Here is an 11885-nt window from a genome sequence, read left to right on the forward strand (position 1 = left end):
CCAGCCCGGCGGGACACCCCCGGATGCGAGAATCAAATCTGACAAAAAGAGATAAGCCCACGTGCAAGGACAAACTCAGTTGGTCTCCTTCGATGGTCGGGAGATCCGGCTGACCACAGGTCGATTCGCCCCTCAGGCGGGCGGATCGGTGATGGTGGAATGTGGTGATACCTCGGTTCTGGTCACCGCCACCCGCTCCAGCGGCCGCCCTGGCATTGACTTTCTTCCCCTCACCTGCGACTACGAAGAGCGGCTCTATGCCGCCGGTCGCATCCCCGGCAGCTTCTTTCGCCGCGAGGGTCGTCCCTCCGAGCGGGCGGTGCTCACCTGCCGCCTGATCGACCGGCCGATGCGGCCCCTGTTCCCGTCCTGGTTGCGCGACGACCTGCAGATCGTGGCGATGTGCCTGTCGCTCGATGAGCGGGTGCCGCCCGATGTGCTCGCCGTCACCGGCGCCTCGATGGCCACCCTGCTCGCCAGGATCCCCTTCTATGGCCCCATGGCCACCGTGCGGGTGGGCCTGCTGGGCGACGACTTCGTGCTCAACCCCAGCTTCCGCGAAATCGAGCGCAGCGAGCTCGATCTGGTGGTGGCCGGCACGCCCCAGGGCGTGGTGATGGTGGAGGCCGGTGCCAACCAACTGCCCGAGCAGGATGTGATCGAAGCCATCGACTTCGGCTACGAAGCGGTGTGCGAACTGATCAAGGCCCAGCAGTCCCTGCTCCAAGAACTCGGCATCGAGCAGGTGATCCCCGAGCCGCAGGCCGTGGATTCCACCCTGCCCGCCTACCTGGAGCAGGAGTGCTCGCCGGCGATCGGTGAGGTGCTCAAGCAGTTCGAGCTCAGCAAGGAGGAGCGCGACAGCCAGCTCGATGCCATCAAGGAACGGGTGGGCGAGGCGATCGCCGCCCTCCCCGACGACGACGCCATCCGGGCCGCCGCCGCCGGCAAGGCCCTGGGCAACGGCTTCAAGAGCCTCACCAAACAGCTGATGCGCGGCCAGATCCTCAGCGAGGGCAAGCGCGTGGATGGTCGCGGCCTCGATCAGGTGCGTCCGATCAGCGCCGCCGTGGGTGTGCTGCCCAAGCGCGTGCACGGCTCGGCCCTGTTCCAGCGCGGCCTCACCCAGGTGCTCTCCTGCGCCACCCTCGGCACCCCGAGCGACTCCCAGGAGATGGACGACCTCAACCCGTCCGGCGACAAGACCTACCTGCACCACTACAACTTCCCGCCCTTCTCCACGGGTGAAACCAAGCCGATGCGCTCCCCCGGCCGCCGCGAGGTGGGCCACGGCGCCCTGGCTGAACGCGCCCTGGTGCCCGTGCTGCCGCCGAAGGAATCCTTCCCCTACGTGCTGCGCGTGGTGTCGGAGTGCCTCAGCTCCAACGGCTCCACCTCCATGGGTTCGGTGTGCGGCAGCACCCTGGCGCTGATGGATGCCGGCGTGCCCCTCAAGGCGCCGGTGAGCGGCGCCGCCATGGGCCTGATCAAGGAGGGCGAGGAGGTGCGCATCCTGACCGACATCCAGGGCATCGAGGACTTCCTCGGTGACATGGACTTCAAGGTGGCCGGCACCGAGAAGGGCATCACCGCCCTGCAGATGGACATGAAGATCACCGGCCTGGCAGTGAGCACCGTGGCCGAGGCCGTGAACCAGGCCCGTCCGGCCCGGCTGCACATCCTCGAGAAGATGCTCGAGGCGATCGACACCCCCCGCGACACCATGTCGCCCCACGCCCCGCGTCTGCTCAGCTTCCGGATTGATCCCGAGCTAATCGGCACCGTGATCGGCCCCGGCGGCCGCACGATCAAGGGCATCACCGAGCGCACCAACACCAAGATCGACATCGAGGACGGCGGTGTGGTGACGATCGCCAGCCACGACGGCGCCGCCGCCGAAGAGGCCCAGAAGATCATCGAGGGCCTCACCCGCCGCGTCTCTGAAGGCGAGGTTTTCACCGGTGGCGTCACCCGCGTGATCCCCATCGGCGCCTTCGTGGAGATCCTCCCCGGCAAGGAGGGGATGATCCACATCTCCCAGCTCTCGGAAGCCCGCGTGGAGAAGGTGGAAGACGTGCTGAACGTGGGCGATCAGGTGACCGTGCGCGTGCGCGAAATCGACAACCGCGGCCGCATCAACCTCACCCTCCGCGGTGTGCCGCAGCCCGACACCCCGCTGCCGGTCTGAGGCGCTCAGTTCCGAACACCCAACAACTCACCACCCCCATCGCTTCTGGGTGGTGAGAACCCTTCAGCCACCTTGCTGCAAAGCTCTGGAATCGTGTCACTGAACCGCGCCTGCACGGCAACCTCGCCGGTGTTGAGGTGCAGGCAGCCCAGCCGCTGTTTCTCAGAAAATCCGTGCCACTGCACCAACTCCATGCGCAGGGCATAGATGGGATGTCGTACAGCACCCTTGAAACGACCCAGTGTTTCAGTCTTTCCACTCCAGACAACGGTGAGCAGCGTTGTGGGCTCCTCCTCTGCTGTTGCATCCTCCTCAGGTGGATCGACCATGAGCTTTGGACGCACGTCCATGCCGGCCAGGTGATAGCGATGCAATAACTGAAGTCGATTGTGCAGGCGGCGACTGATCAACAGCTCTTCACACCACTCGGCAAACACAAACAACCCGCTGCCCAGCACCAAGGCCAACACAGAGAGGCCGAAAAGTCTGGGGAACAACGGTTGATCGTTCATGCCTTGAGAGAGCCACCCCCAGCAGCGTATGCAAAACGCACCAGCTCTCTTGTATCAGGCCTCAAAGTAGTTTGCGGTGGCACAAGGCACAAGCCGGATCATCAACCGCAACAGCCACCCCGCTCACACCACAAACCCCGGATCGATCGAGGCCATCGCCGCCGCCGCCCGCTCGCACAGTTCGCTGTGGGCGGGGCCGTGGCTGGCGAGCAGGCAACCGGCCTGGCGGATGTCGCCGCTGTTGTAGGTGAGGGGCCGGCCGTCGGCGTGGCTGAAGGCGCCGCCGGCGGCCGCCAGCACCGCGTGGGGGGCGGCCATGTCCCAGTCCTTCGGGGCGCTCTTGCCCGACAGGGAGATGTAGAGGTCGGTTTCACCGCGCAGGATCGTGGCCACCTTCCCGCCCACGCTGCCGATCGCCTTGGTGTCGCCCAGCTCAAGGGCCGCCAGCAACTGCTCCAGGCGGGCGTCGCGGTGGTTGCGGCTGGCCACCAGCACCAGCTCAGCCAGCGCCCGCCGGCCGCTGAAGCGCACCGGCGTGCGCGCGCCGGCGCGGTTCTCGCACCAGGCCTGGCCCGGCTCGCCCGCCAGCGCCTCGGTGATCCCCAGCCACAGCTGCTCCATCTCCGGCAGCAGCACCACCCCCAGCACCGGCACGCCGCGATGGGCCAGGGCCAGATGGACAGCGTACTCGCCGGTGCCCTGCAGGAAGTCCTTGGTGCCATCGAGGGGATCGAGGATCCACAGCCAGTCACCCGCCAGGGGCTCCCCGGCGGTGAGCTGCTCCTTGGCGGTCTCCTCGCTCAGCAGGGTCCATTGGGCCTCCGGAAAGGCCTGGCCGAGGCCATCGAGCAGCCAGCGGTTCACCGCCAGATCGGCCGCGCTCACGGGGCCCTCACCGCCCTCATCCACGCTCAGGGCTCTGGGGAAACCGTAGGGGGGCTGCTCGCCGCGGCCATAGGCCAGCAGGATGTCGGCCGCGCCCCAGCTGAGCCGGCGCAGGTCGCTGAGCAGGGCCTCCAGGGCGATGCCGGAGGGCAACACCAGGGCGGCGGAGGGGGCGGGAGCCATCGGCAACAGACTGGGGCCTGCATTGTGCAGGAGCCCGGTGTCCCAGTTGCACGAACCGGCGCCGGGGGTGTTGTATCTGGTGGGCACGCCGATCGGCAACCTCGGCGATCTCAGCCCCCGCGCCCGCCAGGTGCTGGCCGGGGTGGATCGCATCGCCTGCGAAGACACCCGCCGCAGCGGCCTGCTGCTGCACCAGCTGGGCCTGCGCGGCCCTGCGCGCGAGCCTGGCCATGGGCAGCAGCCCGGCCAAGCCGGGCCGCGCAGGCCCAAACTGCTCAGCTTCCACCAGCACAACCAGGCCAGCCGCATCCCCGAACTGCTGGCCGCCCTGGACGCCGGCGAGGCGGTGGCGGTGATCAGCGACGCCGGCCTGCCCGGCATCTCCGATCCCGGCGAAGCCCTGGTGGCCGCCGCCCGCCAGGCCGGGCTGCAGGTGATCTGCGTGCCCGGCCCCAGCGCCGTCACCACCGCCCTGGTGAGCAGCGGCCTGCCCTGCGGGCGCTTCTGCTTCGAGGGCTTCCTGCCCGCCAAGGCCAGCCAGCGGAGGGCGCGACTGCAGGAGCTGGCGACGGAGGAGCGCACGCTGGTGCTGTTCGAGGCGCCGCACCGGCTGCTGGAGCTGCTGGAGGATCTGCTGGCGGTGCTGGGCGATCGACCGTTGCGGGTGGCGCGGGAGCTCACCAAGCGCCACGAGCAGCAGGTGGGGCCCACGGTGAGCGCGGCCCTGGAGCACTTCCGCCGGGTGCCGCCGCTGGGGGAATGCACCCTGGTGCTGGGCGGTGCCCCGCCCGCCCAGCCGCCGGCCTGGGATGGCGAGGCCCTGCGCGCTGAACTGGAGCGGTTGGTGGCCGGCGGGCTCAGCAGCCGCGATGCCGCCCGCCAGCTGGCCGAGCACAGCGGCCACAGCCGCCGCGCCCTCTATGCCCTGCTGCACCACAGCAACCAGCCGGACACGCCCTGAGCAAACAGCGGCGCCCCGGAGAGGCGAAGCCGGGGAGGCGGCAGACTCGCTCTGCCTCCCTTCACCCCGCCAGGCGCCATGCTGCTGCGCGCGCGACTGCTGCTGGCCAGCCTCGGCGGCGGGCTGCTGCTGCTGCTGATCCTCTGTCTCGGCGCCCAGAACCTCGAGCAACGCCCGCGCCTCTGGCTCGGTGGCGGCAGCACGGCACCGCTGCCCGCCGGGTTTCTGGTGGGCGTGGCCCTGGTGGTGGGCGTGATCAGCGGCGGCTGCAGCGTGGCCCTGCTGGCCCGCCGGCCGGATCAGCTGCCCGGCAGGGAGTAGATGCCGCCCTCGATCACCACCCGGCTGATGCCCTGGGCCAGCAGGTAGGGAGCGGTGCGCTCCAGCAGGCTCAGATCGGGCAGCAGGATCACCCGCTGGCTGCGGCCGCAGTGGCGCTTGGCCTGCCGCGGGTTCACGAACAGCATCAGCGCCTGGCGCTCGGCCTCCTGCTCCGGCAGCGGCCCCAGATCCGGACACTCGCCCAGGGGGGTGGGCTGCAGTTCCACGCTGCGGTCCACCAGCACATAGGCCGTTTCCGGCAGCTGGGCCTCGCTCAGGGCGCGGCACTCCACCCGCCGCTCCTCCACCGCTGCGCCCAGGTGCACCGGCACGGTGAAGAAGACCTCCTCCTCGGCGTCATCGTCATCGTCGAGGGCCTCCTCGAGATCGGCGTCGTCGCCGAAATCGTCGGCGTCGTCGATCGCCAGCACCCCGGGGCCGTCGTCATCGCTGTCACCCTCGGCCTCGGCGCGCAGCCGGGAGCGGGTGGAGCCGGTGTCCTCCGCAGCCACTGTGGGCTCCGCAGCCGCTATGGGCTCGGGCTCGGGCTCGGGCCCGGCGAGAGCAGGGGGCGGGAGCTCGGGTGCGGGCGCCGACGCTTCCGGGGCCTCCTCGATCAATGTGATGCTGCGCGGACCCCTGGGGCGTTGTTGCTTGAGCTGCTCGTACTCAGCCGGTGTCAGCGCCGCCTTCACCACCCGGCTCACGGTGTTGGGGCTGCAGGCGAACGCCGCCGCCAACTCCGTGCTGCTGGCCCCATCGCGGTAGCGCGCCACGATCTCCTGCTTTTGGTCGTCGCTAAGCCGGGTGGCTGCCATCAGCGTTGCCTGTGCGCAGCCAGTCACTCTAAGGGCCTTGCCCCGGGTGGTCCTTGGCAGAATGCCACCACAGGCTCCCTTAGCTCAGCTGGATAGAGCAGCCGCCTTCTAAGCGGCCGGTCGTTGGTTCAAGTCCAACAGGGGGCGTTGCAGACAACACCAGGGTTTTCAGCGGCCAGCACAGCTGGTGCGCTACTCCTGCCGCCCAAAATGGTGATCACGGCGCGCGGATGAGGGCCAACCCTGCCCGGCCTGTCGAGAGCTTGTCCACCACCTGGCCGGCAACGACCTCTCCAGCAACCCAGGCTGAGACGTCCAGCTGATCTGGCGTTGGTGGTCCATCGAGTGCGAACCGAGACCGCCGTGAGCATCTCGGAGCTCGAGAAGAACCCCATGGCCACGAGCCGGCCGTCTGCCCCGACTGTCAGGCATCGCATCGCAAGCCGCTCACTCAGCCTGCAGGTGGTTGCTCACATCCACCAGGGGGATCTGGGCGTGCCCCCAGTCCGTGGTGCCCAGCAGACTGGGTGCCCCCTCCCGGGGCTTGACTCCCGCACCGGCGGCGAATGCTCCATCGGTCCAGGCCAGGACAAGGTTGCCGAGCACGCCGCCACTGGGGCCGTCGCCCGGCCGCAGGTTGAAGTGGTCACCGCCGTTGGCCAGCACCAGGCGGTGACCCAGGGCGGTGGCGCCGCCCTGGGAAATCGGGTTCACGGCCTCCGGATCAGGAGGCACCACCCAGTCGTTGCTGCCGCTCACCAGCAGCACGCGCGACTGGAGCTCACGCCCCGCCCCTTCCGGAAACAGCAGGGCCAGAGGCGGGCTCACGGCCACCGCCGCGATCACCCGGCCATCGCCGAGGCTGGCCTTCTCGGCGGCGTCCAGCCAGCTGCACTGCAGCGTCCAGCTGAGGTTGCGCTCCGGATCCCTGAGGTCGTCGCAGCGCGCCTGCAGCCTGGAGCTGGTGGTGGACACCCCCGCCACCTGCAGGGCCGTGGTGGCCCCCCAGGAGTGACCGATCACCACCACCCGGTCGCTGCTCACCGAGACGCCGTCCAGCTGGCCGGCGGCGGCGCCATCGATCACCGCCGAGATGTCCTTGGGCCGGAACACCAGTTCCTCCGGTGCCGGAGGAGGCACCTGGCCGCGCAGCAGCTCCTGCTGCTGCTGTTCATCGCTGCCCGGGTGGCGGGGCAACACCACCGTGTAGCCCGCCCGGGCCAGGCGCTGGCCCCAGCCCTCGAACGACCGCGGACCGTCCCAGAGGCCATGGGAGATCAGCACCAGGCGGCCGTTGCCCCCCTCGGCCGGCCGCAGCAGCACCAGCTGCAGGGGCTCGGGGCGGTGCGCCACCACCAGGCTCTGCTCGCTGCGCCGCACCGCCGGCGCCGCAACCTCGGCCACCGCCGACACGGGCGCGGCGGGCAGGGAGGCGATCAGCGCATCGGTTCGGCGGCGCTGGGCCAGCACCTGCTCACTCACCTCGCGGATGCGGCCCAGGTTGAAGCGCACCCGATCCCCGGGAATCGCCTTGATCAGCGACAGCAGGGTGGGGGGGCCATTGGCGGAGGCGGCCTGCAGCGCCTCCTGCAGCTCGGCGCCCGTGAACTCCTGATCTGATCCCTCCACCGAGCCCAGGGAGGAAAGCACCAGCAGGGCCTGCTCCAGCAGGGGGGAGCCCACCGAGCCCTCGGCGAGCTGCACCAGCCCCACCGGCACCGGCTGGTTGAACACCTCGGCCAGCTTGGGGCCGAGCATGCCGCGGCTGGCGCGGTCGAGTTCGGCCAGATCGCTGGTGCCCTGGCGCAGCAACGCCGGGTCCTCCAGCTCCGGCACCCGTACCAGCACCTCCATATCGAGGAGGGGAAACTCGATGATCACCTCCTCGATCGCCCGGGCGGGGGCGGCCGCCAGCAGAGCGGCCCCCACCAGGCCGGAGCCCAGCACGCGGCCCAGCTGACGGCCCGACAGATCGAAGCGCCAGCTGCGGCGACTCCGGGAACGACCAGGGGAGGACATGCCAGGTTGTGGGGTGATAAGCGGACGCTAGCCGCAGCTGGCGTTTCAGCCCTGGGAGGCGCCGTCCGGGCGGGTGCCGTCGGGCCGGGTGGCAATCACCGCGAAGAAGGGATCGCCCTTGCCGCCGATCCAGCCCAGCGGCCCGGGGGCCCGGGTGTCTTCCGCGATCAGCTCAGGCCGCGGCCAGCCCTGGGCCATCAGCACCCGGGCCACGGTGGCCAGGTGGTCGCGGTCACCGGCGTCGGTCCAGATCTGCGGCGCCTTCTGGAAAAACATCCGATTGGAGAAGGCCACGATCACATGGCCCCGGGGCCGCACCACCCGGAGCAGCTCGGCGGCGATGGCCTCCGGATACTGCAGATACTGCCAGCCGGCCACGATCAGCACCGCATCCACGCTGGCGTCATTCAGGGGCAGACGCTGATCGGCATTGAGGTTCTGCCGCCAGTGGCGATCGAGGCGCGGGTTGGCCTGCAGCTCCTGGTCGTTGAGGCCGTGACCGATCACCTCCTCGTAGCTCACGTCATCCGGCAGGTGGCTCACCCAGCTGCTCATCAGATCCAGCACCACCGCACAGGGTGGGATGCGCTCGCGATACAGCGCCGTGAGCCGCGCCCGGAAGCCGGCATCGAGGTGCTGCACGAAGCGGGGCTCGGCGTAGAAGAGGGCGTCGTCGCCGGCATCGAGCTTGAACCGTTCGGAGGCGCTGAGCACCTGTTGAACCGGCTCCACCGTCTGGGCCATCAGGCCACCGCATCACGCCATCCCATCCTGGGGCACACGAGCAGGCCATCGCGGGGGGACGGGCTGGGGATCACCTGCAGCTCCAGGTTCTGCCCCGGCACCAGCTCCAGCTCCACCCCCCGTAGGAGCCCCACCGCCAGCAACCGGATCTCCAGCTCCGCCAGGGCCCTGCCCAGGCACACCCGCTCACCGCCGCCGAAGGGCAGCAGGGCCACCGGGCAGGAGCCCTCGAGGTGGCGCTGGGGCCGGAAGGTCTCCAGGTTGGCCTCCCCATGGCGGTTGTGGGCGGCCAGGGCCACCTGCACCACCCGATCGGCCGGCACCAGCACCCCATCCAGCACCAGCGGCGCCGTGGTGCGGCGGAAGAAGCCGCCCACTGGCGGGGTCAACCGCATCACCTCCATCACCACCGCATCGAGGCGCGGCGCCCGGCTGGGGTCGTAGGCCGTGGTGGCCAGCTCCGGCGCCGGCGGCCAGCTCAGCCCCGCCAGCTCCTGGCGCAGCCAGGCCTCCTCCAGCGGGTGCTGCAACAGGGCCAGCATCAGGCAGCTGAGCGAGGACGCGGTGGTTTCGTAGCCGGCGAACAGCAGCAGCAGCAGCTGCTCCACCACGTCGTCGTCGGCCAGGGGCAGGCCCACCTCATCCAGCCCGCCGGCCAGCAGATCCAGGCCGCCGGCGGCCAGCGGCTCCCCGGCCGCCGCTTGGGCCTGGGCACGGCGCAGCACCACTCCCAGCCGCTCCAGCAGCCGGGCGCGGGCCGCCAGGGCGCGGGCGAAGGGACTGCCGGGGATCGCCAGGGGGAAGGCGAACAGCCCCTTGGTCCAGATCTCGAAATCGGCGAACAGGGCCTCGCGGTCATCGCCCTCCAGGCCCAGCACCACCGTGGCGATCACCGTGAAGGCGAAGCGCCGCAGCCGCTCCGCCAGCGCCAGCGGTTCGCGGGCCTGGGCCAGCTCGGCCACCAGCTCCTCCACCAGGGCCACGATCGCCGGGCTGTAGCGGCGCAGAGCGGCGGCAGCGAAGAGCTGCCCCACCACCCGCCGCCGCGCCCGGTGGTCGGCGCCGTTGCGGTTGGCCAGGGAGCGGCTGCCGAGCAGCTCGCGCACGCTGGCGGGCCACCAGCCCCGCACGCTCTGGGGATGGGCGAGCAGGTTGGTGATCGCCCGCTCCCCGCGGATGAACACCAGCGGCTGGCCCAGCAGCCGCGTTTCGAACACGTTGCCGTGGCGCTCGAAGCGCCGTCGCGCAAAGCCCGGATCGCGGAAGAAGGCCAGGGTTTCGAGGATGCCGCTGGCGGCACCGGTGCCGGGCAGGGGACGGGGCGGGCCGGCCGTCATCGGGTGCGTCGCCCGCGCGGGCGGAGGGATCGAGGGGCTTCACCCTGGCGAGGCGGGGGATCGATCGTGACCAACGACGCCCGCCGCCGTGCCCCCGATCACCTGAGCAGGTTCGTTTGCGCCACAGGCGATCGGGGGCCGCGAATCGAGCTTCCAGGCGCTGCACAATCGGGGCCAACCCCGCAGGCCGAGCCCTTCTGGAGTCGCCGCGTTCGATCACTCTCGCCGCCCATCAGTCGCTGCTGCTGGGCCAGGATTCCCAGGTTGCCAACTGCCTGAAGCTCACGGTGCAGGAGGGCATCGGTCGGATCGCCGCCTGCTTCAGCCAGCCGGCCGGCCGCGCCTGGAGCGATGTGACCCTGGCCTTCGCCACCCGTGAGGATTCCCCCTGGCTGCGCCTGCCGGCGGCCAGCAGCTGTCTGCTGGAGGCCCAGACGCCCCTGCGCTGCGAGCTGCAGCCGCTGACGCACTGCCCGGTGAGCCACGACCTGATCGGCGACTGGCTGCTGGAACTGCACCTGGTGCGCCATCCGGTGGGAGCCGATCTGCGCCTGCGCCTGCTGCTGCAACTTCTGGTGCAGCGCTTCGGGCGCCGCACCAGCGCTGGCTACCACCTGCCCCTGGCCCTCAGCCACGCCCGGCTGGCCGAACTGATCGGCAGCACCCGCTCCACCGTGACCCGCCAGATCAGTCAGCTGCGCCAGCAAGGCCTGCTCCGGCTCGACCCCGCCGGCGACGCCCTGCTGCTGTCCCCGGAGCTGGTGGAGCAGAGCTGAACGCGGGGGCAGCGGCAGCGCAAGCCGGCCCCGCAACCTGAACAGCGCGCCTTGACCCTGCCAGGAACGCGATGGGAGGATCGGGGCAATCGCGAGCAGCGCTGCCTTGACAACCGTTCTCACCCCTGATGGCTGGTTCGGTGCCACTCGCGGCAGCTGGAATCGCCGGACCAACCGGGTGATCGATGAACGGCGTGGGGTGCGCACCGACGGCCGCGACCTGATCAACGCCCTCGACGGCGACGATGTGATCACCGGCCAGACCAACAACAGCGAGCCCGGATTCTTCAGCGATCGCGGCAACCTGCAGCTGGGCCCGGGCGACGACCTGCTGATCGGCCGCAGCCGCAACGGCATCGGCATCAACAATGAGGGCTTCATCTTCATGGGGCCTGGTGACGACCGCATCGAGGCCTCCGGCGGCGATGGGGCCATCCGCAACCGCCGCTTCATCTTCATGCAGGACGGCAACGACGTGGTGGATGTGCGTGACGGCGGCATCCGCGGCCGCGGCTTCATCGACATGGGTCAGGGCCGCGACACCTTCATCGGCTTCGGCCAGCACACCGTCTTCGGCAGCGAAAACGACCGCGACACTCTGCAGCTGCCCCGCGGCCGCTATGAGGTGAGTCGACGTGGCGGCGGCCGAAGGGGCCGGGAAGTACGGATCGAACGCAACGACGACAGGCTGCGGCTGTTCGACTTCGATGAAGTGGGTGCCATCGACAGCAGGCGGCGCGACCGCATCGAGATCGATCAGAGCGGCACCCTGGCCGTGCGACGCGACGGCACGGTGGAGTTCGTGTAAGTGGATGTCAGCTGAGATGTCAGCCGAGAGGACACCACCTGCGTGGGATCCTCCTGATCACGATCACACCTGATCGCGCAACATGTCTGTGCACACGGTGATGCACTCGCCATCATCGAGAGAGCAGGTGGTGATGCACTCGAAATAGGCCTCCACCGGATCAAAGGCGGTGTCGCCTAAAGCCTGCGCCACCCCATGAGCCTGCAGGCTTGGAGCTGGATGATCGGGGGCTTGATGATTGGGGGCTTGTTGGCTGAGCCCGTGATTAAGCTGAACATTGGGCTGTTGAACGGCCATGGCTCCTCCGGGTGTGGCTGGTGATCGTCACCGTAT

General features: G+C 69.8%; 12 protein-coding genes and 1 tRNA gene. 6 read left to right on the top strand and 7 right to left on the bottom strand.

Annotation, left to right across the window (positions count from 1 at the left end; genetic code table 11):
- The first annotated feature begins 61 nt into the window (after positions 1 to 61).
- Positions 62 to 2188, top strand: coding sequence for a polyribonucleotide nucleotidyltransferase (locus KBY96_RS02220; protein WP_254977551.1), 2127 nt, complete (start codon positions 62 to 64; stop codon positions 2186 to 2188).
- Between the two features lie 5 nt (positions 2189 to 2193).
- Here KBY96_RS02220 and KBY96_RS02225 read toward each other — a convergent pair whose 3' ends face one another.
- Together KBY96_RS02225 and KBY96_RS02230 are read right to left on the bottom strand one after the other, a co-directional pair.
- Complete coding sequence (locus KBY96_RS02225; RefSeq protein WP_254977552.1) at positions 2194 to 2700, bottom strand: hypothetical protein; 507 nt, start codon at positions 2698 to 2700, stop codon at positions 2194 to 2196.
- Between the two features lie 123 nt (positions 2701 to 2823).
- Complete coding sequence (locus KBY96_RS02230) at positions 2824 to 3768, bottom strand: 3'(2'),5'-bisphosphate nucleotidase CysQ (protein WP_254977553.1); 945 nt, start codon at positions 3766 to 3768, stop codon at positions 2824 to 2826.
- 37 nt (positions 3769 to 3805) lie between these two features.
- On the opposite strand from KBY96_RS02230, the gene rsmI reads away from it, so the two are divergent.
- Both rsmI and KBY96_RS02240 read left to right on the top strand, forming a co-directional pair.
- The gene (gene rsmI, locus KBY96_RS02235) at positions 3806 to 4729 is read left to right on the top strand and encodes a 16S rRNA (cytidine(1402)-2'-O)-methyltransferase (RefSeq protein WP_254977554.1); all 924 of its coding nucleotides are present in this window, start codon (positions 3806 to 3808) and stop codon (positions 4727 to 4729) included.
- A 78-nt stretch (positions 4730 to 4807) separates the two neighbouring features.
- On the top strand, positions 4808 to 5050 hold the full coding sequence (locus tag KBY96_RS02240) for a hypothetical protein (RefSeq protein WP_254977555.1): 243 nt from the start codon (positions 4808 to 4810) through the stop codon (positions 5048 to 5050).
- Here KBY96_RS02240 and KBY96_RS02245 read toward each other — a convergent pair.
- Positions 5029 to 5868 carry a helix-turn-helix domain-containing protein gene (locus KBY96_RS02245; protein ID WP_254977556.1) on the bottom strand — a complete coding sequence of 280 codons (840 nt, stop codon included), beginning with the start codon at positions 5866 to 5868 and terminating at the stop codon, positions 5029 to 5031. The two genes, KBY96_RS02240 and KBY96_RS02245, sit on opposite strands and share 22 nt — an antisense overlap.
- A 73-nt stretch (positions 5869 to 5941) precedes the next feature.
- Between KBY96_RS02245 and KBY96_RS02250 the strand changes: the two genes are divergently transcribed.
- A tRNA-Arg gene (locus KBY96_RS02250) sits at positions 5942 to 6015 on the top strand.
- A 300-nt stretch (positions 6016 to 6315) separates the two neighbouring features.
- Here KBY96_RS02250 and KBY96_RS02255 read toward each other — a convergent pair.
- The 3 genes from KBY96_RS02255 to KBY96_RS02265 are packed head-to-tail and all read right to left on the bottom strand — an operon-like array spanning position 6316 to position 9968.
- Entirely contained in the window at positions 6316 to 7887 is a 1572-nt protein-coding gene (locus tag KBY96_RS02255) for an alpha/beta fold hydrolase (RefSeq protein ID WP_254977557.1), read from the bottom strand.
- Between the two features lie 45 nt (positions 7888 to 7932).
- A complete protein-coding gene (locus tag KBY96_RS02260) occupies positions 7933 to 8631 on the bottom strand; it encodes a class I SAM-dependent methyltransferase (protein ID WP_254977558.1) in 699 nt (232 codons plus the stop codon).
- A complete protein-coding gene (locus KBY96_RS02265) occupies positions 8631 to 9968 on the bottom strand; it encodes a cytochrome P450 (protein WP_254977559.1) in 1338 nt (445 codons plus the stop codon). Before KBY96_RS02265 ends, KBY96_RS02260 begins: the two co-directional genes overlap by 1 nt.
- A 287-nt stretch (positions 9969 to 10255) precedes the next feature.
- Here KBY96_RS02265 and KBY96_RS02270 point away from each other — a divergent pair, with 287 nt between their 5' ends.
- Together KBY96_RS02270 and KBY96_RS02275 are read left to right on the top strand one after the other, a co-directional pair.
- Complete coding sequence (locus KBY96_RS02270; RefSeq protein ID WP_254977560.1) at positions 10256 to 10744, top strand: helix-turn-helix domain-containing protein; 489 nt, start codon at positions 10256 to 10258, stop codon at positions 10742 to 10744.
- A gap of 106 nt (positions 10745 to 10850) precedes the next feature.
- Positions 10851 to 11552, top strand: a complete 702-nt coding sequence (locus tag KBY96_RS02275) for a hypothetical protein (RefSeq protein WP_254977561.1) — start codon at positions 10851 to 10853, stop codon at positions 11550 to 11552.
- 63 nt (positions 11553 to 11615) lie between these two features.
- On the opposite strand, the gene KBY96_RS02280 is transcribed toward KBY96_RS02275, so the two are convergent.
- Positions 11616 to 11849 (bottom strand): hypothetical protein, encoded by a 234-nt coding sequence (locus tag KBY96_RS02280; RefSeq protein WP_254977664.1) that lies wholly within the window; start codon positions 11847 to 11849, stop codon positions 11616 to 11618.
- Positions 11850 to 11885 lie beyond the last annotated feature (36 nt).

The organism is Cyanobium sp. ATX 6A2, from assembly GCF_024346355.1.
GTDB lineage: Bacteria > Cyanobacteriota > Cyanobacteriia > PCC-6307 > Cyanobiaceae > NIES-981.

What these genes read in the sequence shown, in the direction of transcription:
- KBY96_RS02225 (WP_254977552.1), bottom strand. Translation starts at nt 2,700, where the DNA reads ATGAACGATCAACCGTTGTTCCCCAGACTTTTCGGCCTCTCTGTGTTG.
- KBY96_RS02230 (WP_254977553.1), bottom strand. Translation starts at nt 3,768, where the DNA reads ATGGCTCCCGCCCCCTCCGCCGCCCTGGTGTTGCCCTCCGGCATCGCC.
- KBY96_RS02240 (WP_254977555.1), top strand. Translation starts at nt 4,808, where the DNA reads ATGCTGCTGCGCGCGCGACTGCTGCTGGCCAGCCTCGGCGGCGGGCTG.
- KBY96_RS02245 (WP_254977556.1), bottom strand. Translation starts at nt 5,868, where the DNA reads ATGGCAGCCACCCGGCTTAGCGACGACCAAAAGCAGGAGATCGTGGCG.
- KBY96_RS02255 (WP_254977557.1), bottom strand. Translation starts at nt 7,887, where the DNA reads ATGTCCTCCCCTGGTCGTTCCCGGAGTCGCCGCAGCTGGCGCTTCGAT.
- KBY96_RS02260 (WP_254977558.1), bottom strand. Translation starts at nt 8,631, where the DNA reads ATGGCCCAGACGGTGGAGCCGGTTCAACAGGTGCTCAGCGCCTCCGAA.
- KBY96_RS02265 (WP_254977559.1), bottom strand. Translation starts at nt 9,968, where the DNA reads ATGACGGCCGGCCCGCCCCGTCCCCTGCCCGGCACCGGTGCCGCCAGC.
- KBY96_RS02280 (WP_254977664.1), bottom strand. Translation starts at nt 11,849, where the DNA reads ATGGCCGTTCAACAGCCCAATGTTCAGCTTAATCACGGGCTCAGCCAA.